Raw genomic sequence first — 22,729 nt, forward strand, 5'->3', positions numbered from 1 at the left:
TTTTATGTTAAATCTAATGTGTATCGCATAACATCTTCCAATTGCTGTAAATAACTAGAAGAAAGTGTCCCCAACTGTCGTTGAAGTCGTTGTCTATCAATAACAACAATTTGATAACATAAGGCTACTGATTCCTGATTTAAGCCTCCTTGTCCTGCGGGAATAACCATTGTTCCGGGGATTTGTGCGCGACGTAAATTACTGGTTAATGGAATTACAACAACAGTGCTAGTGAAGCGATCAATATTGTTATGTTGGACAATAATAACAGGTCGAATACCAGCTTGTTCTGAACCACGACTCGGATTCAAATCAGCTAGATAAATATCGCCTCGCATTTATTCCTTATCCTCTTGTTCAAGGTGAGATAAATAATCGGTTAAAATACTTTCTGAAAAGCTAATATCCTCTTGAGCAAATTCATTTTGTAACGATTGTGCTTCTGCATCTGAAATATTGTCCCATTTCTGAAAACGTGAATTTTTTTGTAAGGATTTGACAAATTCAAGGACTTGTTGCTGTTTTTCTAGCGGTAAAGTCTTAATACTTTGCAAAATCTGGTCTTGAAGATTATTAATATGGGTGACAGACATTTCAACTTTTACTATATCTACACTAGTCCAACCATTTTACCATAAAAAAACGCTCTTGTCGTCAATTAGTTAGCAGCAATTAAATAATAGACAATAAACAATAGACAAAAAATAACCCCTCTACTGACTGAATGAAGGAGCATTTATGGTATTTTAGAAGCAATTTAGCCAACTTTTGTGGTTTCTTTTTCAGTGGATTGGGAGGGTTTTAGTTTGCGCTTCAGGGTTGAAACTGCGCCGATAGTGCCGAGAGCGAGGAGGAAAGTTATAATTTGAGGAACACTATTAGATATGTAGATATGATTAGATAAGGTACAATGAAAGATGTAGATGCACCTACTTAAGCCATGAAACAAGTTCTCAAAAATATTGAGGTATCAGAGATTCCCACACTAATCGATACATGGATAGATATTCCTGTAAATTAATCGATAGTAAACAATGTTGTGAGTCCCGCAGTTGTTCCTATGGAATAATATGTATTGACTGGAACACCATCTAAAGCTGGTATGGCTAAAGAACAACGATGGAAAGTTTTATCAAGAAATCTTTTGTACATACATCTTTTTACCGATTTCACGGGGATCAGGCAACTAACCCTACTGGAAGTTGCACCAGGAATACCTGGCACTATCAAAAATCTGCCATGATCATTTATACACTTATATACTTGACCAGATTGAGCTATTAAAAAGTCTTTGTTTTCACTTAAGTTAAATGTTTTAGCTTGTCGAGACACAGTTAGTCCCAATAAAGTTAATACAGCCGTTATGTATATTACACTTGTTTTCATTAATGTATCTCCTCAAAGTGCGAGCGCTCCCCCTCGCAGCCAGATTAAGCAACAACCCAACACCAAAGGCGGACAAAACAAAAACACACACTCCCCCCCCACAACTGTATTAAAAGTTACAATTTAATAAATCTTTATATTCCTCTCTTAATCCCGATAAAGAAACCGCAGAACCAAGTCGGTTGTGAACAGCCCACCGCTTTTACCATTTTTGGTTAGTATCTGGATGTGGTATTATTTGAGGTGTGTTCGGATTATCTGATACGATCAAGGTCTATGACAACTTACTATGAAATCCTCAGCCAAATAGAGAATCTTCCCCTTACGGATAAGTTGCGACTTTTAGAGGATTTAAAAACTATCATCAAGCCGACCGTAGCGCCAAAAGATGACGATGAGATCATTCCAGCCGAAGAACTTGCTGAAAGCCAAGCAGCATGGCAAGATTATTTATCCGGTCGAGATACTGGAATCACTTCAACAGAATTAAAATACAAATTATTTGGAGATAAACTTGGCTGATTATATTCTACTTAGACAAGCAGAACGCTCCTTAGAAAGGATGCCTAAAAATGATCAAATTCATCTTCTTGAAGCTTTGGATACTTTGATTTCGGATTCTACAAAATTAGATATTAAACCCCTTTACGGAAGAGATGAACTAAGATTGCGAGTAGGTAAGTATCGAGTGTTGTTTTTTGAAGATAGAAATAACAATCTATACGTCATTACAACTATTAAACCTCGCGGCGATGTCTATAAATAATACCAGAACTCTTTTCTAGACTGCTGTTTCTCCTTTCGCCATAAGACAGTGATTCACAGAGGAAGGAGTCTCAGGTGTTTTCCCCTGTTTTACCCCTTCTCAGGCGACCTATCCTCATTCCGTGAGATATTGTGGCGCAGTATGTCCTATTCGCCTTTGCCTTCTCCCTTGACTGATCCTCAACTCGATCGCCAACTAAATTAAACACAATTAATATCAACCGACGGGATTCAACTGACCCAATTCCACGCTCACCGCATCAAAGCGATTGTCCCCGGGACAAGAGGAGAGAATTTCCAATCCCTACTTAACAATAACGGGTACGGTAGGGATCGAACCTACAACCGTCCGCTTAGAAGGCGGATGCTCTATCCATTGAGCTACGTACCCAGGAAAGCACAATTATAGATTATAGCTCCAACAGTGACAAGTGGTAGGACTAATTTTCGCCGTTGCCCCTCTTTGCCACTGTCCAAGCTTAATGATGATGGTGATGTCCGTGGTGATGATGGTGATCGGAATGAATGTGAGGAATTGTTACAGAACTATTGACAGATAAAGTCTCTTGTGACAGTAAAGCTTCGATATGTTCATCGGCCCAATCGGCAGCCATCCGGCAAAATTCGGGGTTATTGTTGACACAGGCCATCTGCACATAATTAACTTGGTCGTGTTTGCGGCGTAAAGCTTCGATAATATGCTCCACATCCAGTAAAGTTTCGTGATTTTCCGTAGCAAAGCCAATCGGCATGAAAATTAAAGCTTTGGCCCCTAATTCAATCAAATTCTTCGCCGCTAACTCTGCATTCGGTTGCGTCCATTTAATTAAGGGGGTTTGGTGATTTAACCAACCCACAGAAATCAAGGGATAACGATAGATTAATTTTTCCCGGACTAACTCGTATAAAGCTTGACTTTCATCGATTCCCGACGTAAATCCCTTAGCTTCGTGGGGACAACCGTGATTCATTAAAATAATGCCAATTTGCGAGGGAAGACAGCTACTAGCTACCTCGGCCGCGATTTTTTCCTCCACTAACCGCGCCATTAGATCTATATAAGCGGGTTGGTTATAAAACGAGGGAATATAGCGCAATCCTTTAACCCAATGTTCCCCCGTTTGTCCTTGAGCTAAAGCTTTGTTAACCTGTTCGATGGCAATGCCACTGGTAAAGATAGAATCAACAACGAGGAGAGGATAGATCAAAATTTTCTCGAATCCCCGCTCGCGGATTTCCGTTAATATCTGTGCCGGTAAAAAAGGCGCACAGAAGTTAAACGCTTTGAATACCTCCACCCGATTACCCCATTTTGCCTGTAAATTGCGCTCAATTTCCTGTCTTTGATGCTCGAAAATGTGGTTATGGGGGGAAATAAAGTGATTATGCTGGTGCTGCCATTCGTGTAGGTCAAATATGGCCAATAATTTCGCTAGGGGAGGATAAACCCAAGTCGGCACAGGAGCGAACTTAGCCGTCAGCAAATTTAAGGCCTGTTCATTATAGTTGGCGAAGTCCTCATAACTCTCCACTTCCCCGTATCCCATCAATAATACCGCCACTCGATCGCTGTGGTTGTGGGTAGCGGCTAACGGTTGTTGATCTGAAATGGCAACCACGTTTTTAACCCCGATTTTCTAAGTGAAAAACGCTATATCACTGGGATAGTAGCGTTTTTCCATCCTATCCCCTCCCACGCGATAGACCGCTAAAAATTTATAACCTCTACAGAATCATACAGATTGCTTATCATCCTGATTAATAAAACGATATGTAAAGAAACTTTAAATAATGTTAAGATCGTTGCAGTTCCACCTATGAGAGATATGACAGCAGGCGTGTTTGGTAGCTTACCTTTTCCCAATCAGAGCGGCGATCAACTCATCAGTAAAGTGGTGAGTGCTGCGATCGCTGCATTATTCAAACGCACAGGCAAGCTGACAGCGACTGTCCGCGCCGAACCCGTAGCCAAATTACTGCAAGGCAGTATCGACGGTTTTGACTTTATCGGTCAGTCGATGCTCATGTACAATGGCCTACGCATCGAAGCCATGGAATTGTATGTGCAGGCAGTGGCGATCGATTTTAGTGCCATTTTTACCGGACAGGTGAAACTCCGTCAACCGACGCGGGCCACTTTGCGGGTAGTTTTAACGGAAGACGACTTAACCACCTCTTTTAATACACCTTTTATTGTCGAAAAACTGCAAAGATTAGAGTACGAAGGTAAATCAATTCACTGTCAGAACACAGAATTAATTCTCAATGACGATAAAACTTTAACTCTCAAAAGTCTAATTAAATTGGCAGAAGAAGAACCAATTCTGCTAGAAATGACCACGGCTGTGGTTGTGGAAGAACGGCGAAAAATTCAATTTGTTGATGTGGTTTACCAAGGGGACGAAAGATCGAAAGCTTTAGGAGAAGCTTTAATCAGCCATGTTAACAACCTTATGGATTTAGATAAGTTTGCTCTCGATGGTACTCAATTAAGGGTCGATCGACTACGTTTAAAAGATAAACAGATTATCTTTTATGGTATCGCCGATATCGAGCGTTTTCCCAAAAGAAAATAGGCAATCATCAACGGGTCTAAAAATATCAAGAGTTTTACAGACTTTACCCTAAAGATGAAGTATAACCTAGTTTGCTATTGACTCCTGAATCCTGACTCCTGAATCCCCAAAACGAAAACTTCTTATCTCCCCATTGAGATAACTGCTGTGGCTTTTAATCGTGCTTGTGGCTACAGGGAGGCACAGGATCGTAACCTCCGGGGTGAAAGGGATGACAACGGAGAATACGCTTAATTGCTAACCAAGAACCCCGTAGCACACCAAAGCGATCGATCGCTTCTATGGCATACTGGGAACAGGTGGGTTGAAAACGACAGGAAGGGGGAAATAGTGGCGAAATAAACCGTCTATATCCCTCAATTAAGCCAATAAAAATTCCTTTCATCAATGTCACCTCGATCGCCTAAACTAAATAGATAGTCAATTTTCGCTTTTGCCACGTGGAACTATCCCACCCTCTCCTATTTTCGATCAGTTTAGTCGCCTGTTACCTAGCTGTTCTGATTCTGATCGCTGAAAAATTAAAAAGTGTTTTCAGTACCGATGGCGAAATTACCCGCAAAGTTGTCCACATTGGCACAGGAAACGTCATCCTTTTTGCCTGGTGGTTAAATATCCCCGCTTGGGTGGGAATAAGTGCGGCCATCCTAGCGGCAATTATTGCTATCCTATCCTATTTTTTCCCCATTTTGCCCAGTCTTAATAGTGTTGGTCGCCGCAGTTGGGGAACTTTTTTTTATGCTGTTAGTATCGGTGTTCTTGTGGCTTATTTTTGGCCAATTTCTCACCCCGAATACGCAGCAATGGGTATTTTAATTATGGCTTTAGGAGACGGATTAGCAGCCCTAGTCGGACAAAATTTCGGTCAACATCCCTACAAAATTTTCGGCAGTGGCAAAAGTCTGGAAGGTTCCCTGACTATGTTAGGAGTCAGCTTTCTAGTCAGCTTGATTATTTTATCTTTTGTTAATGGCATTAATCCGCCAATTATTCTAGTATCTTTATTGACAGCGATCGGAGCTACTATTCTAGAAACTTTCTCGAAACTGGGTATAGATAATCTCACTGTACCCGTTGGTAGTGCCGCCATTGCCTATTTTCTTACTCAAATTTTCATCTCAAGCTAGTCTATCTCAGCTTTCAAACTACCGAAGAACGATGATATTCACTGGTAACTGATCACTGGTAACTGATAACTGATAACTGATATGACTTTTACGATCACTCAAAACCAAAATCAATACCTTACCTATTGTCTCAAGGATGAAGAGGCTGACGCTTATCTGGAAGTGGTTCCCGCTAGAGGAGGAATCATCACCCGTTGGCAAATTTGCGGAGAAGATATTTTCTATCTGGACAGAGAAAGATTCAAAGATCCTAACCTCAGCGTCCGCGGAGGAGTCCCGATTTTATTTCCTATCTGCGGCAACTTACCCGATAATACCTATCAATACCAAGGCCGAAACTATAGCCTCAAACAACACGGATTTGCTCGTGATTTACCTTGGCAAGTCAGCAAACAAAGCAGCGAAACCGCCGCTAGTTTAACCCTAGAATTAAACAGTAATGAAGCCACTCGTCAAGTCTATCCCTTTGATTTTCAATTAATCTTTACCTATCAACTGCAAGGAAACAGCCTCAGAATTCACCAAAAAGTAATCAATCTTTCCCCCGAAAAAATGCCCTTTTCTATCGGATTTCATCCCTATTTTCAAGTCACCGATAAAACCCGATTATCCTTTGATATTCCCTCCTCCCAATACCTCGACCAACGCACGAAAACCTTCCATTCCTACTCTGGTAACTTTGACTTTAATCTCGAAGAAATTGATGCCGCTTTTCCGCAAATTACGCGCCATCAAAGTGGTTTTAGTGATTCTTATCATCAGCGCCAAATTGTCCTCAGTTACGACGATCTCTATACAACTATAGTTTTTTGGACCCTGAAAGATAAAAATTATATCTGTCTCGAACCTTGGAGCGCTCCCCGCAACGCCCTTAACACAGGCGAACATTTGACCTACCTAGAACCCCAGAGCAGCCGCGAGGCGATCGTGGAAATGCGAGTCAATCAAATTTAAATTACCCCTTGACTTAGCCTCGATAAGATGTTATATTGATGAATCGTGTGCAGAACACGAAACGGGTCGCTAGCTCAGCGGTAGAGCACTCGGCTTTTAACCGATTGGTCTTGGGTTCGAATCCCAGGCGACCCATAAAAACTTACTGATACAGAAAGATCGACTTGTCTTCCCCTGTCTATGGATTAGCTTTGCATACCAGCAGTCCCCAACTGGGACTGGCCCTCTCTAATTTCAGGGATGATAGTCGTCAACAAACTTGGGACTTAGACAGGGACTTATCGAACCTATTCCACCCCTATCTAAAACAGTTCCTAGCCCCGCAAAAATGGGCAGATTTAGCCTTTCTCGCCACTGCTAGGGGTCCGGGGAGCTTTACCAGTACCCGCATCGGTATAGTCACCGCTAGAACCCTAGCACAACAATTACAGCTACCGATTTTTACCGTCTCCAGTTTAGCGGCCTTTGCTTGGTCACAACGGGATTTTTACCCCCTTGATACCTATCTAGCCCTAGAAATGCCCGCCACTAGGGGACAATTGTATGTGGGCATCTATCGGGGTAATCGGGTTTATTTAGCTGATAGCCTGATGACTCCAGAACAATGGCAGCAGACCTTAGAAAACTTAACTATTTCCTATCAAAGATTACCTACACCCAACTATTTAGGCATAAATGCCCCCGCTATCCTCGATTTAGCCCATTTGGATTGGCAAACGGGAAAACGCCCCCATTGGTCGGAGGCGCTACCATTTTACGCGATGTGATTGGGGTTTGCGGCAAAAAGTTTCTCGTGGGGTGTGGGGTGTAGGGTTTTACCCATTTTCAGGGGGTCAATTACCTAATTTTCGGGGAAAAAGTACCTGAATTTTCCCCCTGATCACTCCCACGCCTGGCACTTTTGGATTTCAAAAAGGTCTAAAAGTCTTACCCAACAACCCACATTCCGCACCCTAAGTGTCACAACGTCTCAAAAGAGGAAGGAGCGTGAGTCAAAATACTTATCTAGAGGAGTGAGTTGGCGGCAAGCTGCCGGCAACTAAGCCGAAAATTTCAGGGTTCCCCCAGTAATTCTCAATAAACAGTGCTTGTTGAGAATAGACCTCTTGCATAATTTTTTTATGGTATAACATAAGGTTTTGCTTTTTTCTCAATTCTTAGATTGAAGTGGAAAAAAGAATAAAATCGGTGTGTATAAACAAACATATAGAAAGATGGTAGAATCAGTAAAAAGTGTTGAAGCCGACTCTAATTCACCATCTAAAATGGGACCGAAACCTAAACTATCTATAGAAGAACAAGTTTTAGTAACGTTAGAATATTGGCGAGAATATAGAACATATTTTCACATTGGTACAAGCTGGGAACTATCAGAATCAACTATATGTCGGATTGTAAATAAGACGGAAAAAATGCTTTTACAATCGGGAAACTTCCGTTTAAAAGGAAAAAAAGCTTTACTCAATCAAGCAGAGATACCGGTCGTAACGGTAATGGATGTGACGGAAACTCCCATTGAACGCCCCCAAAAGAAACAGAAAGATTTTTTTTCGGGTAAAAGAGGTTATCATACTTTAAAATCCCAATTAGTAGCTGATCAAAATACAGAGGAAATTATCTGTGTCTTTTGTGGGAAAGGTAGAGGTCATGATTTTAGTTTATTTAAAAAAAGTCGAGTTCGTTTTCATCCTTTAACTACCAGCATAGAAGACAGTGGTTATCAGGGAATAGCTGCATACCATAGTAATAGTTATACACCGAAAAAGAAACCGAAAAATAGAAAATTAACAGAGTTAGAAAAAGAGTATAACAAGGCTTTAGCCAAAGAAAGGATTATCATTGAACATATAAATAGGAAACTCAAAACCTTTAAAATCTTATCCTGTAAATATCGGAATCGTCGTCGAAGATATAGTTTAAGAGTTAACTTGTTGGCGGCTATTTATAACTGTGAGTTAGGGATAGGTATAGCAGCTTCTTAAAAGTTGCCTAAAGATTAATCAAGTCAAGGAGAATTTATTCTCAATTTTTATAATTGAGATAGTTTGTGCCGCTTAAATAAAGAGGTTTTGATAACCAAATTAAAGCAGCTCTAAAGAGTTTTGAGTTAAAAGTTAAACTTCAAGTTTTCATTCAGGACAAATGTACTGATTAACTAATTTTTTGGGGAAAATTAGTTAACCCGTCATTATAACATATAATTAATTTGCAAGAGTTCTATAGACTTAGCTCTCAAATGTCAAGCTAATTTTATAATCAGTTACAATCAAAGAGACCTACAACCTATTGAAAAATTCGGCATTTTTATTTTAACACCCAAACAATTTTTACGATTACTAGGAGAAATCAAACCATGAAACTAAGCACCAACATTCCAGATGTTTTATATCAACAAATTGAAACCTTAGCCAATAAACAAAACATACCAGTAGAGCAACTGGTAACAATGGCTTTATCTGCCCAAATATCCTCTTGGATGACTAAAGATTATCTAGAAGAAAAAGCACAACAGGGAAGTTGGGAGAAGTTTCAACAAGCATTAGCTAAAGTTTCAGATAGAGAGCCAGAAGATTATGACAAAATGTAACACAATTCTTTTTTGGTAAATCTATAGAAAAATCCCAAGTTAAAGCTGAAATTGTTGCTGAATACTTTTGGGCTAAGGAGAATTTTTTATTCATGGTTCGCTTAATTTTTTAAGGAAAGGTTTTTAAAATTTTCTGTAACTTTTGTCCTGTATTGTTTCTAGCGAATAACTGTAGGATGGTACTCGAAGGTAGCTCGCTGTTCGGTCGTTCGTTAAGAAAAATGACTGGAAGGGTGATACTTAGTCATGCGTTTGGTAGCATAGTGGGAGAAGAAATGTAACTGTTATGGGCAAACCACAAATCGCCGTCCGAATTCCCCCACCTCTCCTCGCCGAACTCAACCAGTACGTCGAGCGGGTTGGCACGTCCAAGACGGATGTGATCGTCAGTGCGGTCTCGCGTAGCGAGTGCCTTCGGCAATGCTGCTTACTTGGGCTGTGCCGAGACTGTACCGTTGAGTCAGAGGATGGCGGAGGTTGAGAGAAAGATAATGGAATTAGAAAGTTTGGTTAAAGGCAAGTGAAATAACATTTAGGGGAAATCAACACAATGACCGAAGATATTGCGACTCCCAGCAAAATATGGATTATTACGGGTGATGATCTTCAAAAAACGCCCACCGGCGCTAGAAGTAGCAGTGATATCGGGGGACAGATCGGTGAACAGAAAAGATCGCCCGAAGTTGCGGCCACCGAAAGAAGTCAAGTGGATGTGTCCAAACTGAAGCTAGAAATGCAGGGCTTTCTCAAAGCGATGCGGGAAATGCTCGATGAAGCCGATCCTCCAGGCACTAAAATCCGGCTCGATGAAGTGGAACTGTCTGTAGAAATTAATGGGGAAGGACAAGTTAGCCTGTTTGGGGTCGGGGGCAAAGCAGGAGGTAAAGGAGCGATGACATTTAAGTTCAAGAGAAAAGATGGCTAAAAACTGGGTGATAGCAATCGGCATCAACGAGTATGACAACCTCAAGCCGCTGAAATACGCCAAGAAAGACGCGGAAGCGATCAAAGCTTGGTGTGAAGGGGAGGGAGGATTCGATCGCAGTGGGATATTTCTCTTTACCGAAGATTCTCCACGCATTCCTGCTAGTCCCCCCATTCCCACGCAGCCAACCTACGGTCGTCTCAAGCGGTTTCTTCAGAAGCAGTTCGAGACTCCCCTGCTTAAGTCTGGAGACAATCTCTGGTTTTTCTTTGCTGGTCATGGCAGGCGCTATCAAGACAAAGACTATCTGATGCTGTCGGATAGTGATCCGGGCAATGTAAGAGAAACGGCTGTATCGGTGGATTATGTCACCGAGCGGCTGCGGCGGTCTGGGGCGGATAACGTCGTACTATTGTTAGATGCCTGTCGAGATGAAGACAGCCGAGGCGGTCTGGGCATTGGAGAGGAGGAGCATCAGGGAGTCATAACCTTTTATTCCTGTACTGCCAATCAGCAATCTTGGGAGATCGATGAGTTGCAACAAGGCTCATTTACTCATACGCTGCTGGAAGGATTGCGGCGGCAAGGAGAAGCCAATTGTGCTACGGTCGAGCGTCTAGACGAATATCTGCGCCGTCAAGTCGAGCAAACTAACGCTAGATATGGGAAACCGAGACAGAATCCCTATCTAAAAGCAGAACCGCCCCACAAGCTCTATTTTATTTTGTTAGAACAAGTTGCCACGCTTAGGGACGTGCAACCCCTAAAGTATGAGGCTTCCTCAGCAGAAAATAGGGGCGATCTTGACTTAGCTGAACAGTTATGGATTCGTGTCTTAGGAGCATCTCGTGGCGATTTAGAGGCGATCGAAGCTATCAAGCGCATCGCTCTAAGACAGTCTTCGATTCCTTTGACGCGTCGCGAATACGTCACGGGGTCTGAGGGAAATAGGTCATCGACCCCTAAACCTTCTCAAGAAACTGGACTCAAGGTATTTAACTTTGAGGTGGTGCGAGTAAATGCGAAGGGTGAGCAAATCAAAAAAGAGTCGAAACAGTCCCAATATTTCAGCGAAGATTTGGGCAATGGCATTACCTTAGAAATGGTTGCCATACCGGGGGGAACTTTCCTGATGGGAACAGAAGACGAGGAAATCGAAAGACTGGTTAAAAAATTTAATTGGGAAGGATATAGAAGGGAAAGACCTCAACATAAGGTTAACGTCCCCCCCTTCTTTATGGGCAAGTATTCCATCACCCAGGAACAGTGGAGAGCGATCGCTGCAACCGCTAAAATAGACATCGACCTAGAGACAAACCCTTCTAACTTCAAAGGGGATGAGCTACCCGTAGAAAGTGTCAACTGGTATCAAGCAACGGAATTTTGTAAACGACTATCAAGAGAAACAAAACGGGAGTATCGACTACCGAGTGAGGCGGAATGGGAGTACGCTTGTCGTGCTGGAACCACCACCCCATTCTACTTTGGGGAAACCATTACGGGGGAATTGGCCAACTACGATGCCAGCAAAACCTACGCCGAGGAAGCGAAGGGAGAATATCGAAGCGAAACAACTCCCGTGGGACAATTTCCCCCCAATGCCTTCGGACTGTACGATATGCACGGCAATGTCTGGGAATGGTGCGCCGATACTTGGCATGATAATTATGATGGTGCGCCGACGGATGGCAGTGTCTGGACAGAAAATGGGAATAATAATCATTCTTCTCTGCGGGGCGGTTCTTGGTCCAACTATCCGGATGACTGTCGTTCCGCTTACCGCGACTTCAACTTCCGCCGCGACCTCGACAACAGCTTCGGTTTTCGGGTGGTGTGCGGTGCTGGGAGGACTCTGTAACCCTTTTTCCCTTTTTTTCCCTTTTTACCCTCATTCCCTATTTTTTCTTTTTTCTTTTCTTTCCCGCCCTTAGGCGGGTCGATTTTTTTGAGAAAATGGCGTTAATGTTAAATTTTATTAAGGCAATGAAAGAATTAGCTGAAAATTCACCCGATCTCGCGTAGCGAGCGCGTTGCGACCAAAAGTCAACTTTTTGCCACTAAATACGGTGCTAGTTTCCTCGGTTTTCGTATTCTACCCGACCGAGTTCGCGTCAGGAATAGTAACCTTCATCGGGGTAGGAGAAGACTCAGACGATTGCAACAAGATTATGCGATCGGTACAATTGAATGGAAAGATGTAGAACGATCTCGCGTAGCGATGTTCGGTTGCTTTATCTTCAAAAAATTGAGGAAATAAATACAAGGCCCGGGAGACAAATCCCAATCCGTTCAGGATAATTGCTTTGACGACTTGCCCCGCTGTGACAATTTCTCCTCGCTCAATTGAGACTTGTTCGTTGATAATTTCAACGATTCCTATTTCATCGATAATTCCGGCTACTAATCCCAGATGGTCTAGATTTTTGACTTCAATTTCTGTTGATTGATTCCTGGTCGAACAGTCCACTCGTCTCAGTTTTCCAACAATTCCTATTTTTTCATAATTAGGGGTTTCAAGACCCCCCTAGCTGGTGCCGAGAAAACCTTCACCAGCTAAGTATTTTTACTCAAGTCTCTGGAGGGGGATAGCTTATGTGACAGTTGAAGGTGCGGAATGTGGGTTAAAAAACCTAGAAATCAGTTTTTAGGATGGTAAACAAGTTGAATATCGATTTTATTTCTCTTGAATTCCCACTCTTGATCTCTCAGCCTTCTGATCTTCCAGAAATTTTCCTTGTTGCCAGAGAACTATGATACAATGGCATCAAAAAATAGAGAAAAAATTTTTTTATCATGGACAAGGTGTCAACACCAAGCCTATCAATTGTTATTCCCACTAGAGAAGGATTCGCTGACCACTGGTTTAATGCGCTGACCGAGGTCAAGGGAGAAGTAGAATTTATCTTGGTTCATCCACCGGGAGCCCCTAAGTATCCCACTTCCGACCCTAGGGTACAGCAAATAGTCAGTCCCTTGCGGGGAGAAATTATTCAACGTGCCACAGGTTTGATCAATGCTACCGCTCCCTATACATTGACAATTAATTGTGATGAGTATATCAATCCCGACATTTCAGAAATTAGCCGTCAATACTTTTCCCGATTTCCTGATAGTTGGGTCATGAGACTTAGCCGGAAAGATGTTGAATTTGGTAAAAAAGAAATTCTAGAAGCTCCTTGGCTTTCACCAAAACCGATCGAAAAACTAGAAGTTTGTGGTAGGTCTCAAGGTAACTCTAAGCTATACGAACAAGGCAACTACCTATTGGAAATTCCCATTACTCCTATCGATAATAAATTTGACGTAATGTGTATTTTTAGAGGAAGAAGAGATCATCGAGGTCCGCATACAGAGAATTTTGACAAGAAGGTTTGGAAAACTTCTATAGCACAGGAAACCCTGAAGGATCTGGTGGGGTTAATGCCTTTTATGGGTCCGTTTAAGTATATTCCCTTTTGGTGTCTTGATCGAGTTTTGGGACTAGCTATACAAGCGAAGTTTTTTGAGCAAGGAAAAGGCAAAATTATTGGTCATCTCTTACCGATGCCAGAACAAATTCGTATTGAAAATAATCCACCTGAATACATACGATTTAATCGTTATGGTGTACTTTCTGAACTTTACTTAATCAGACGTTTTCCCCAATACGGATATATGTGGAATCTCGTTATTCCCAACATCTTAAATGTGCCGCGAATCTTTATTCGTTCTCGCTTGGGTAAAGAGGTATGAAATATCAGTCTATCTGTAATCTGTCAAGGAAGTAAGTATTAAGACTTGCTTCCTATTTTTTAGCTGTTAACCTTAATTTAGCTTTTTAAATATTTGCCTAATTTTAATTTTCACACCGTTGTAAAATTCTTCAAAAAATAGATTCCAAAAGTAGCCATACTGGGGAAATTGTTTCACTAACAACATCTCTACCAACACTAACAATCGCACTGTTTTTAAGGAATAAGGCCTAACAATATATCTGATTTGACCAGGTTCGGGCATCCAATGACCAATACAAGCACCTGTTTGAAAAAATTTAGCTTGAATATATAGTCCGATTGCCCTATCTAATCCCCAAAGAGGCAACCAAGTTAAAAGTTCCGCCATTCTTGTCCCTTGAAACATTTCTGTGAGAGCTTCTTTAACTGCTGGACTTTTCCAAATGGTATTATTAAAAGGTTCCACATGACTTCCATGAATGTCTTTTCTCTTAGCGTAGGGCCAGAGAGCAACTTTTATATCAAAATGATTTTCTAGAGGAGCAATGGGAACCTCTATCAAATCCTGATAGGAATCTTCTCTTTTTCTGGCAATCCTAAATTGCTCAAGAGATGGCAATTGCTGCCAAGGTCTTTTAATTTTTTCTTCATCTAAGTAGTTTATTTTTTCTTTAAACAAACGCAGCATCCAACTCTGAGGAAATTTCTCAAAGTATTCAAGAGTTAGGGATACAACATCCGGATGCACGAAGTCATCATCATCTAAAGCCAGTATATACTGACCCGTGGCGTTCATTAAACCGAAGGCTCTTTGAGGTGTTTCTCCTTTGTAGAGACTGTATAAAATTTTTACTCGTGGGTCAGCTATGAAGGCCGCAGTTGTGCCAGGAGGGTAAACTAAAATAAATTCTACATTTCCCTGCACGGATAAAAGTTGTTGTAACCAATATTCGGAAAAATTTCCGATGGTCGGGCTAACAATAGATAATATCGGTTGATTGAAACTAGCAAGCATCTCTGGTGAATTTATTGAGAAATAATTTGACGATACCAACACAAATTTGCTGAACTTAGGTGACTACCAAGACTCTCTCAAAAAAATACTTTTCAGATGAGAGATGGTAATTCTTGTTGACTCTTATTGTAATCTTGGGGAATGCCTATGTCAATAAAATATTCGTCAGAAATCAAGCCATACATGGGAATTTTCTCGGTATAAACTTTGAGAAAGTCGTCCTCAAAAGAAAATTTTGATGGCAGATCAAAGCTGGATAATATGTTTTTCCCTGCACAATATATGCCGCCATTAATATAGCCTTTATGTTGATATTTTTTGGATTCAAACCCGATAATTTTTTGGTCATCGTCTAGCAGAACATTATTATAACGATCAAAGTCAGTTAGGGGCTTCAGAGCAACAGTTATCAGGGATTTCTTTTGACTATGTAAATTAATTAAGGCGGATAAATTGACATTAAACAAGGTATCTCCGTTGACAATTAATGCTTGTTCGGTTTCAATTTTATTGAGTGCCAACCGGATTGCTCCTCCAGTTCCCAAGGGTGTATCTTCTATCAAATAAGTTAGCTCGTATTCCTTGTATTTATAACCAAAATGATCGATAATTTTCTGATGTTCATAGCCCACAGAAACTAAAAATTTGTTGGTAATTTTTTGAGATATTAAGTAATCTAATAGATATTCTAAAAAAGGCCTGTCGGCAACGGGAGCCATAGGTTTTGGTAAACTGTTGATGACTGATCGCAACCTAGTTCCTAACCCACCCGCCAGAATAATTACATCCATAGATACACCTCAAAAATTTGAATTATTGCCAATCTTTTAAAAACTATTTTTAGGGTTACAGGGATAATCCTTCCCCGTTGATGCTTGGTTTGCTATAATGTCCATGCTTGGGTTCCGTATTTGGTAAAATGAAAATTAATCACTTGGCCTCCTTCTGATTTCAAAGCTTTTATTACTTCGATTTTCTTGGTAGGATCGACCATAAAGATAATAAAACCACCGCCACCAGCTCCTGATATTTTGCCTGAATAGGCCCCGGTTTCCCTAGCTACCCGATAAATGCGATCAATCTGCGGATTACTAATTAATTTGGATAATTTCTTTTTCGCTTCCCAAGAAGTTCTCAGAATTTCTGCTATCCCCATAAAATCTGATTTAAGCAGTGCTTCTTTAAAGAGAATTGCCTCTTTTTTGAGTTGATGGGTAGCGGCGATCGCTTGTTCATTTTTTTCTTGGACATTCTGAATTTGATCCTCAATTACTTGAGATGAGTAGCGAGAAATGCCTGTATAGTAGAGGATCAGAGAGACTTCCAATTCATTGATCACCCAATTTTTAATCCGCAAAGGATTAACTATGACTCGATCTTGTTCATAAAATTCCATAAAATTAAAACCGCCAAAAGTGGCAGCGTACTGATCCTGTTTGCCCCCTAACCAGCTTAGATCAATTCGTTCGATCTCGTAGGCTAAATGGGCGATATCATACTCACCTAGGGGTAATTTTAACAGTTCCACAAAGGCTTTAACCATGGCTACCGCTAGGGTAGAAGAAGAACCTAATCCCGAACCAGCCGGCGCATCGGAAAAGGTAGTGATTTGCAGCGGCAAAGGTTGCCCTTGATTAAAGTCTTTAATCAAACGATTATAGACCGCTTTATGCAGATCGAGAACGCCGTTATAGAGGAGAGGAAACTGGAGGGTTTCTATTTGTTGTTCTCCTCGATCGGCGGCAACAAAAATGACTTGTTTGTCAGTAATTTCCGTGACTGTACAGTAGGCATAGAGATCGATAGTAGCGTTGAGAACGTAACCCCCATAAAGACTACAGTAGGGCTCCACATCGGTGCCACCACCACCTAAACCTAATCTTAAAGGAGCTTTGGTTCTGATGATCATAGGTAGGCTGTTTAGGTTGATTTTTTGCTAGGAGATTTTAGTTAGGAAAGAGCGCTTCTTCGATCGCTAAACAAATAGTATGGAGAACAAAACCATGACCTTCTTGAATGCGCGGGGTACTGGTACTAGGAATCATCAAACAATAATCGGTTTTTTGCTCTAGAGCTAATCCCTTCGCCCCAGTTAAACCGATGCTAGTGAGACCTTTTACTTGACAAACTTTGAGAGCTTGATGGATATTAGCGGAATTTCCCGAAGTGGAAATACCGATAAACACATCGCCAGGGTTTCCTTCCGCTTCTATCTGGCGGCTAAAAATATATTCGTAGCCATAATCGTTGGCAATCGCTGTTAAACTGGCGATATCGCTATTGAGGACGCGAACTGGCAAAGACTGTCTTTCTTTCAGAAATCGGCCGTGCAGCTCACCGCCAAAATGGATAGCATCGGCGGCACTGCCTCCATTACCAGCCACTAATACTTTGTGGTTATTGCGATAAGCATTGATACATACTTGGCAAATCTCTTGGATTTTTTCTAGATATTTTGTCTCGGTTAGTAGGTTTTTTTTCAGGACATAAGCTTCCTCCAATTCAGTCTTGATTAAAATTGACAGAGACGGATCACTCTGGAAACTATCCAATTTTTTGTTTGATTTTTCCACCATTGGCATAGGTTTGATTTTCCAATTTTTATTAGTTGAATAAATTTAACTCTCAATCATTCTGTCATTATATTGAATAGTATCAAAAGACGAGAATCGCTCTCCATTAATTGGGTATAAAACCCCTAGCACGGTAGAATTGATCACGGGACAAGAAAAACAGGCCAATGATAGTTCTAGAAAAACCTAGAGCGATCAAGTCAAAAGAGTGATTTTTTGCCAGTTATTCTGGGAATATACCACAAACGCCCCAACCCTAGCACAATTTGTTTTGTTTGTGAATAAACTTTTGATCTATTCTGGCCGAGACGAGGGATTTCTGAGCGGGGGTTCAACCTTTGCCAGTCTTGGCCTTTTGTTTGGCTGGACAAAAATGTTAACAATTCCTGACAATACCGCCGATATAATCAAAAGCCCAAAGGCCTGACGGCGTATAATATGCCCTGATTGCTATACCCTGACATCTAGATAGTAAAGGGAAGCAATTTAGCCGAGAAAACTAGCACAAATCGCGACAATCCCTCGAATTTTGTCTGTCCATCGGTTCAAGCTCTCGTCTCTGACAGAAGAACTGAGAATTCTAGTCCCCGACTCGAAAAAGTCCCACATAATGAATCCTTTCCCCGCAATTTCCGTCAATGACGGCCACCAGAAATACCCGTCTCCGCCACATCTTGGCAATTCTGACCGCGAAAGCGAAGATAGAGCAAAAAAGAACAAAGCCTTATTTCTCGATCGAGATGGGGTAGTTATTGACTATATTCCCTATCTGAGTAAACCAGAACAGGTGAGCATTCCCGCCGGGGCAGCGGCTGCCTTAAAACAGTGGCAGGATGCGGGTTATCTGCTGATCATCATCACCAATCAATCGGGACTTGCTAGGGGCTATTTCACTTGGGACGATTTGGCGGCGATTCACGGGCGTATGATTGAGGAATACCGACAATTGGGCGTGCATTTTCACGATCTTGCCATCTGCCCGCACCATCCCGACGAAGGTTGTCCCTGCCGCAAACCCTCCCCCTATCTGCTGCTGACAGCCGCCCAGCAATACGGAATTGACTTAGCCGGCTCGTTGTTCATCGGCGATGCGCCCAGTGATCTAGAATGCGCCCTAGAAGCTGGTTGTCAGCCCGTATTACTCTTAACAGGGCGAGGAAAAGTCACCCTTGGGGAGATCGAGAAATACCCAGTTGAGATTCCCGTATATAGCCAACTAAAGGAAACGGTAGAATTATTGTCAAAAACCGCTGCCGAACCAGAATTATGAGAATATTAGTCCTTTTTTGCAATAACTTTCCCTATCCACCTAGTCGCGGGGCAACGGAGGGGAGAACTTTTAACCTGATCAAATGTCTTCACCAAAACCACGATGTCACCCTGTTTGCTCGTCGGGTAGAAAATGTCACGGAAACTCAGATCGAAGAATTAAAAACCTTTACCAATCATCTTGTCTTATTTCCGCCCCAGGAAATTCCCGAACCAGGCAAGGGACTGACAAAACTAATCGGTCAAACAGGGCGCTTTCTGGAGGCAATAGTACAGATGACCCCTGCTAGTGTTCTTAGTTATCGTTCGCCGCTAATTCAAGAGCGAATAGATGAATACGTCGAGCAGCAAAAATGTGATGTAATTATCTGCGCTCAGAGTATCAGCGAGATTTTTATCCGGCCAGAATACCGTCAGCGAGTCAAAACCGTAGTAGATATTCACAGTTCCGTGTACGGTTGGACACGCAATCATTTGGATAGAGGAGCCTCCACCTATCCCCTGCGGGATTTTCTCTATCTGCCCCTACTCTATCAGTACGAAAAACGTTACTGTGCCAAGTTTTCGCAATTGGTGGCCACTACCGATTATGATCGCGAACAATTATTAAAAATCCTCCCGGATGCACGGGTGGATATCGTGCCTAATGGCGTGGATTTAGCCCTGTTTCCCTATCGTCCTCGGGATCCCGGCGGTCATAAATTGGTCTTTGTCGGTGCCATGAGTTCCACCCATAATATCGATGCCGCCCGTTTTTTTGTTTTAGAAGTCCTGCCAGTCATTCAACAGCGATATCCCGACACCACTTTAACCCTAGTGGGGGCCAACCCAGCACCGGAAGTTCTCGAACTGGCCAAGTATCCCGGTGTGAGGGTGACGGGAACCGTTCCCTCGACAGTGGAATATTTACACCGAGGAACCGTTTGTGTGGTTCCCCTGCGGGTGGGATTGGGAATCAAGACTAAAACTCTAGAATCCATGGCCGCGGGGATTCCGATTGTCGCCAGCGATCGCGGTTTAGAGGGTTTAACGGTGGCAGCAGCGGGAATTCCCCCTAGGGCGCTGCGGGCTAATAGTGTTGCTGAGTACGTTGCAGCGATCTCTAGGTTGTTCGATGATCCTTCTGTGCGAGAACAACTGTCCCATAATGGCCGGGCGATGGTGGAATCGGAGTACACCTGGGAGCGAGCGGGACAAAGATACGAGGAAATTTTGCAGGACTAATATTATTTCTTAACCCCGAAATTTCCCTCGAGACTGTTAGAGGGTTTTACCGCTATAAAAATTGATTTTTTGGAGCCTAATCATGAAAGTTTTAATAGTAGGAAATTACGTCAACGATCGGCAGATTAGTATTAATCGTTTTGTCGGTTTAGTGGAGAAAGGACTCAGACAAAAAGGACACGAAATTCGGCGAGTGCAAGCACAGCCTATTTTCGGTCAACTGAAGCCTTCTCCCCAGGGCATCGGCAAGTGGTTAGGGTACATCGATAAGTTAATTATTTTCCCAGTGCAGTTACGTCAGCAGCTTGATTGGGCTGATATCGTCTGCATTTGTGATCAAGCTTTATCCTATTTAACTCCCTATCTAAAAGATCGCAAATATTTTATCATCTGTCATGATCTGCTGGCCATCCGTTCCGCCCTAGGAGAAATTCCTGAAAATCCCACCAGTTGGACGGGAAAACAGTATCAGGCGATGATTTTGCGAGGATTAAAACAGGCTAAATATGTTGTCTGTTCTTCCGAAGCTACTCGTGCCGATGTTCTCCGTTTAACTAAAATTGCTCCCGAACAAACGGAAGTAATTGAGGATTGCTTGAATCAGGGATACAGTCCGATGACAAAAGCAGCAGCAGTAGCTCTGGTGGGCAAATTTAATATCAACCGTGATTATCCTTGGCTAATTCATGTCGGAGGCCGCCAATGGTATAAAAATCGATTGGGATTGCTGAAAATATTCAAGAGGTTAATCACTTTCTCTGGTCTGGAAAATTGCCGATTAATCCTGATGGGAAAACTTTTGCTGCCAGATATGCGAGAATTTGTTAATCAGAATAACTTGTCCGCACAAGTAATCGAATTAGGAACCGTCTCTGATGATGACTTACGCGCCTTTTATTGCCTAGCAACTGCTTTAATTTTTCCCTCCTTTCAGGAAGGATTCGGTGTTCCCGTGATTGAAGCTCAATCCTGTGGTTGTCCCGTCTTTACCTCCAATCGTCTCCCCATGACTGTTATCGCTGACGATGCGGCAGTGTATTTCGATCCCACCGAACACGAGGCTGCCGCTACTATTATTGCAGAAAATCTTCTCGCTCCCGATCGCCTGGAAGATTTGAGGCAAAAAGGTTTTATCAATGCCACTCGCTTTACTTACGAAAGAATGATCCAATCCTACGACCAATTATTGCCAAAATTGTAGTCTAGAGCTTTTTGGCGACTCATTAAGTACCTAAGCAAAATTAATTACACATTTCGATAAAGCTTTTGCCTATTGCCTTTTGCCTATCCTAACCAAGAAATTAATTTTGCACGACTACTTATCATCGAAAATTTGGGTCTGAAACCCCGCCGTTTTAGGTTGGCTTTGCTGTTAAATATTAGCGCATTTACAAAATATATGCTAAAATGTGAGGTATGGAAAAAGCCTATTCGTTTCGATTTTACCCCACACCCGAACAAGAGTCGCTATTGCGGCGCACTTTGGGCTGTGTAAGATTAGTTTACAATAAAGCTCTCCATCTCAGAACACAAGCATGGTACGAAAGACAAGAAAGAGTAGGATATGTTCAAACTTCTTCAATGCTAACCGATTGGAAAAAACAAGAAGAATTAAACTTTCTCAATGAAGTAAGCTGTGTACCTTTACAACAAGGGTTAAGACATTTACAAACAGCTTTCACTAACTTCTTTGCTGGTCGTACTAAGTATCCTAACTTTAAGAAAAAACATCAAGGAGGAAGTGCCGAATTTACTAAGTCTGCTTTTAAATTTAAAGACAAACAAATCTATTTAGCCAAATGCACAGAACCTTTACCTATTCGATGGTCAAGACAAATACCAGACGGATGTGAACCAAGTACAGTAACAGTCAGATTACATCCTTCTGGACGTTGGCATATCTCAATAAGATTTGATGACCCAACAATTAAGCCATTACCAGTAACAGATAAAGCCATCGGAATTGACTTAGGAATTAGTAGCCTTGTGATTACCAGCGATGGAGACAAGGTATCTAATCCCAAGCATTTTAAAAAGCATTATCGGAGACTGCGAAAGGCCCAAAAAAGCCTTTCTAGAAAACAGAAAGGGTCAAAAAATCGGGAAAAAGCAAGAATCAAAGTAGCAAGGATTCACGCTCAAATCACCGATAGCAGAAAAGACCATTTACACAAGCTAACCACTCAATTAGTTCGTGAAAACCAAACGATTGTGGTTGAGAATTTAGCCGTCAAGAATATGGTCAAAAACCCGAAATTATCTCAGGCAATATCTGACGTTAGTTGGGGAGAAATCACTCGACAATTAGCCTATAAATGCCTTTGGTACGGAAGAAATTACATCGAAATAGATAGATGGTTTCCCAGTTCTAAAAGGTGTAGTAATTGCGGGTATATTGCTGAGAAAATGCCGTTAAATGTTCGACAGTGGGACTGTCCAATCTGTGGGACACACCATGACCGAGATATTAACGCCAGTAAAAATATTTTGGCCGCAGGGCTTGCGGTGTCAGTCTGTAGAGCGACCATAAGACCAGAACAGAGTAAATCTGTTAAGGCAGGTGCGAAAAATCCTTCGGGAAAGAAGCAGAAACCCAAATCGTGAGGTTTGGGAAT

Annotated in this window: 24 protein-coding genes, 2 tRNA genes and 2 pseudogenes; 16 read left to right on the forward strand and 12 right to left on the reverse strand. The window is 41.9% G+C overall.

Features of this window, described 5'->3' with window-relative positions:
• Window positions 1-2: 2 nt before the first annotated feature.
• From ACQY1Y_RS06025 to ACQY1Y_RS06040, 4 genes and pseudogenes are all read right to left on the reverse strand, one after another.
• Entirely contained in the window at window positions 3-338 is a 336-nt protein-coding gene (locus tag ACQY1Y_RS06025) for a type II toxin-antitoxin system PemK/MazF family toxin (RefSeq protein WP_002750455.1), read from the reverse strand.
• Window positions 339-593, reverse strand: coding sequence for a hypothetical protein (locus tag ACQY1Y_RS06030; protein ID WP_430014180.1), 255 nt, complete (start codon window positions 591-593; stop codon window positions 339-341).
• Between the two features lie 164 nt (window positions 594-757).
• Window positions 758-853: pseudogene (locus ACQY1Y_RS06035) on the reverse strand (PEP-CTERM sorting domain-containing protein); the annotation flags it as partial.
• Window positions 854-1,017: 164 nt separating this feature from the next.
• Window positions 1,018-1,386 (reverse strand): hypothetical protein, encoded by a 369-nt coding sequence (locus ACQY1Y_RS06040; protein WP_155119063.1) that lies wholly within the window; start codon window positions 1,384-1,386, stop codon window positions 1,018-1,020.
• A 276-nt stretch (window positions 1,387-1,662) separates the two neighbouring features.
• On the opposite strand from ACQY1Y_RS06040, the gene ACQY1Y_RS06045 reads away from it, so the two are divergent.
• Together ACQY1Y_RS06045 and ACQY1Y_RS06050 are read left to right on the forward strand one after the other, a co-directional pair.
• Window positions 1,663-1,908, forward strand: coding sequence for a hypothetical protein (locus ACQY1Y_RS06045; RefSeq protein ID WP_002734321.1), 246 nt, complete (start codon window positions 1,663-1,665; stop codon window positions 1,906-1,908).
• Window positions 1,901-2,152 (forward strand): type II toxin-antitoxin system RelE family toxin, encoded by a 252-nt coding sequence (locus ACQY1Y_RS06050; protein ID WP_430014181.1) that lies wholly within the window; start codon window positions 1,901-1,903, stop codon window positions 2,150-2,152. Before ACQY1Y_RS06045 ends, ACQY1Y_RS06050 begins: the two co-directional genes overlap by 8 nt.
• A gap of 317 nt (window positions 2,153-2,469) precedes the next feature.
• Here the strand turns inward: ACQY1Y_RS06050 and ACQY1Y_RS06055 are convergent.
• Together ACQY1Y_RS06055 and ACQY1Y_RS06060 are read right to left on the reverse strand one after the other, a co-directional pair.
• Window positions 2,470-2,542, reverse strand: a tRNA-Arg gene (locus ACQY1Y_RS06055).
• A gap of 88 nt (window positions 2,543-2,630) precedes the next feature.
• Window positions 2,631-3,770 (reverse strand): ferrochelatase, encoded by a 1,140-nt coding sequence (locus tag ACQY1Y_RS06060; protein ID WP_430014182.1) that lies wholly within the window; start codon window positions 3,768-3,770, stop codon window positions 2,631-2,633.
• A gap of 198 nt (window positions 3,771-3,968) precedes the next feature.
• Between ACQY1Y_RS06060 and ACQY1Y_RS06065 the strand changes: the two genes are divergently transcribed.
• On the forward strand, window positions 3,969-4,727 hold the full coding sequence (locus ACQY1Y_RS06065) for an LmeA family phospholipid-binding protein (RefSeq protein ID WP_002777666.1): 759 nt from the start codon (window positions 3,969-3,971) through the stop codon (window positions 4,725-4,727).
• Window positions 4,728-4,881: 154 nt separating this feature from the next.
• On the opposite strand, the gene yidD is transcribed toward ACQY1Y_RS06065, so the two are convergent.
• The gene (gene yidD / locus ACQY1Y_RS06070; RefSeq protein ID WP_002732315.1) at window positions 4,882-5,112 is read right to left on the reverse strand and encodes a membrane protein insertion efficiency factor YidD; all 231 of its coding nucleotides are present in this window, start codon (window positions 5,110-5,112) and stop codon (window positions 4,882-4,884) included.
• Between the two features lie 55 nt (window positions 5,113-5,167).
• Here yidD and ACQY1Y_RS06075 point away from each other — a divergent pair, with 55 nt between their 5' ends.
• The 8 genes from ACQY1Y_RS06075 to ACQY1Y_RS06110 all read left to right on the forward strand — a co-directional run bounded on the left by ACQY1Y_RS06075 (window position 5,168) and on the right by ACQY1Y_RS06110 (window position 12,178).
• Window positions 5,168-5,854: a diacylglycerol/polyprenol kinase family protein gene (locus ACQY1Y_RS06075; protein WP_016516894.1), complete on the forward strand. Its 687-nt coding sequence runs from the start codon at window positions 5,168-5,170 to the stop codon at window positions 5,852-5,854.
• 81 nt (window positions 5,855-5,935) lie between these two features.
• Window positions 5,936-6,808 carry an aldose epimerase gene (locus tag ACQY1Y_RS06080; RefSeq protein WP_430014183.1) on the forward strand — a complete coding sequence of 291 codons (873 nt, stop codon included), beginning with the start codon at window positions 5,936-5,938 and terminating at the stop codon, window positions 6,806-6,808.
• Window positions 6,809-6,871: 63 nt separating this feature from the next.
• Window positions 6,872-6,943: transfer RNA gene (locus ACQY1Y_RS06085), tRNA-Lys, on the forward strand.
• 29 nt (window positions 6,944-6,972) lie between these two features.
• Complete coding sequence (gene tsaB, locus ACQY1Y_RS06090) at window positions 6,973-7,575, forward strand: tRNA (adenosine(37)-N6)-threonylcarbamoyltransferase complex dimerization subunit type 1 TsaB (protein ID WP_430014184.1); 603 nt, start codon at window positions 6,973-6,975, stop codon at window positions 7,573-7,575.
• Between the two features lie 417 nt (window positions 7,576-7,992).
• Window positions 7,993-8,790: an IS5 family transposase gene (locus ACQY1Y_RS06095; RefSeq protein WP_430014649.1), complete on the forward strand. Its 798-nt coding sequence runs from the start codon at window positions 7,993-7,995 to the stop codon at window positions 8,788-8,790.
• A 371-nt stretch (window positions 8,791-9,161) separates the two neighbouring features.
• On the forward strand, window positions 9,162-9,395 hold the full coding sequence (locus ACQY1Y_RS06100) for a hypothetical protein (protein WP_430014185.1): 234 nt from the start codon (window positions 9,162-9,164) through the stop codon (window positions 9,393-9,395).
• A gap of 550 nt (window positions 9,396-9,945) precedes the next feature.
• The gene (locus ACQY1Y_RS06105) at window positions 9,946-10,320 is read left to right on the forward strand and encodes a Pepco domain-containing protein (RefSeq protein WP_430014186.1); all 375 of its coding nucleotides are present in this window, start codon (window positions 9,946-9,948) and stop codon (window positions 10,318-10,320) included.
• Window positions 10,313-12,178 carry an SUMF1/EgtB/PvdO family nonheme iron enzyme gene (locus ACQY1Y_RS06110; RefSeq protein ID WP_430014187.1) on the forward strand — a complete coding sequence of 622 codons (1,866 nt, stop codon included), beginning with the start codon at window positions 10,313-10,315 and terminating at the stop codon, window positions 12,176-12,178. Before ACQY1Y_RS06105 ends, ACQY1Y_RS06110 begins: the two co-directional genes overlap by 8 nt.
• A 360-nt stretch (window positions 12,179-12,538) precedes the next feature.
• Here the strand turns inward: ACQY1Y_RS06110 and ACQY1Y_RS06115 are convergent.
• Window positions 12,539-12,754, reverse strand: a pseudogene (locus tag ACQY1Y_RS06115) (DUF4277 domain-containing protein); the annotation flags it as partial.
• Window positions 12,755-13,113: 359 nt separating this feature from the next.
• Here ACQY1Y_RS06115 and ACQY1Y_RS06120 point away from each other — a divergent pair.
• Entirely contained in the window at window positions 13,114-14,052 is a 939-nt protein-coding gene (locus ACQY1Y_RS06120; RefSeq protein ID WP_002753938.1) for a hypothetical protein, read from the forward strand.
• A gap of 72 nt (window positions 14,053-14,124) precedes the next feature.
• Here ACQY1Y_RS06120 and ACQY1Y_RS06125 read toward each other — a convergent pair whose 3' ends face one another.
• The 4 genes from ACQY1Y_RS06125 to ACQY1Y_RS06140 form a co-directional block, all read right to left on the reverse strand.
• Window positions 14,125-15,048 carry a glycosyltransferase gene (locus tag ACQY1Y_RS06125; RefSeq protein ID WP_430014188.1) on the reverse strand — a complete coding sequence of 308 codons (924 nt, stop codon included), beginning with the start codon at window positions 15,046-15,048 and terminating at the stop codon, window positions 14,125-14,127.
• 92 nt (window positions 15,049-15,140) lie between these two features.
• On the reverse strand, window positions 15,141-15,839 hold the full coding sequence (locus tag ACQY1Y_RS06130) for a nucleotidyltransferase family protein (RefSeq protein ID WP_430014189.1): 699 nt from the start codon (window positions 15,837-15,839) through the stop codon (window positions 15,141-15,143).
• Window positions 15,840-15,931: 92 nt separating this feature from the next.
• The gene (locus ACQY1Y_RS06135; protein WP_123230218.1) at window positions 15,932-16,957 is read right to left on the reverse strand and encodes a dehydrogenase; all 1,026 of its coding nucleotides are present in this window, start codon (window positions 16,955-16,957) and stop codon (window positions 15,932-15,934) included.
• Between the two features lie 37 nt (window positions 16,958-16,994).
• Entirely contained in the window at window positions 16,995-17,630 is a 636-nt protein-coding gene (locus ACQY1Y_RS06140; RefSeq protein ID WP_002732320.1) for a D-sedoheptulose-7-phosphate isomerase, read from the reverse strand.
• Between the two features lie 601 nt (window positions 17,631-18,231).
• On the opposite strand from ACQY1Y_RS06140, the gene ACQY1Y_RS06145 reads away from it, so the two are divergent.
• From ACQY1Y_RS06145 to ACQY1Y_RS06160, 4 genes are all read left to right on the forward strand, one after another.
• Window positions 18,232-18,891 carry a D-glycero-alpha-D-manno-heptose-1,7-bisphosphate 7-phosphatase gene (locus ACQY1Y_RS06145; protein ID WP_430014190.1) on the forward strand — a complete coding sequence of 220 codons (660 nt, stop codon included), beginning with the start codon at window positions 18,232-18,234 and terminating at the stop codon, window positions 18,889-18,891.
• Window positions 18,888-20,114, forward strand: coding sequence for a glycosyltransferase family 4 protein (locus tag ACQY1Y_RS06150; protein WP_103111310.1), 1,227 nt, complete (start codon window positions 18,888-18,890; stop codon window positions 20,112-20,114). The genes ACQY1Y_RS06145 and ACQY1Y_RS06150 overlap by 4 nt, the downstream gene beginning before the upstream one ends.
• An 82-nt stretch (window positions 20,115-20,196) precedes the next feature.
• Window positions 20,197-21,315 (forward strand): glycosyltransferase family 4 protein, encoded by a 1,119-nt coding sequence (locus tag ACQY1Y_RS06155; RefSeq protein ID WP_002794615.1) that lies wholly within the window; start codon window positions 20,197-20,199, stop codon window positions 21,313-21,315.
• Between the two features lie 215 nt (window positions 21,316-21,530).
• Window positions 21,531-22,718: an RNA-guided endonuclease InsQ/TnpB family protein gene (locus tag ACQY1Y_RS06160; RefSeq protein ID WP_430014191.1), complete on the forward strand. Its 1,188-nt coding sequence runs from the start codon at window positions 21,531-21,533 to the stop codon at window positions 22,716-22,718.
• Window positions 22,719-22,729: the final 11 nt, after the last annotated feature.

The organism is Microcystis ichthyoblabe FBCC-A1114, assembly GCF_050500245.1.
Classification (GTDB): domain Bacteria; phylum Cyanobacteriota; class Cyanobacteriia; order Cyanobacteriales; family Microcystaceae; genus Microcystis; species Microcystis ichthyoblabe_A.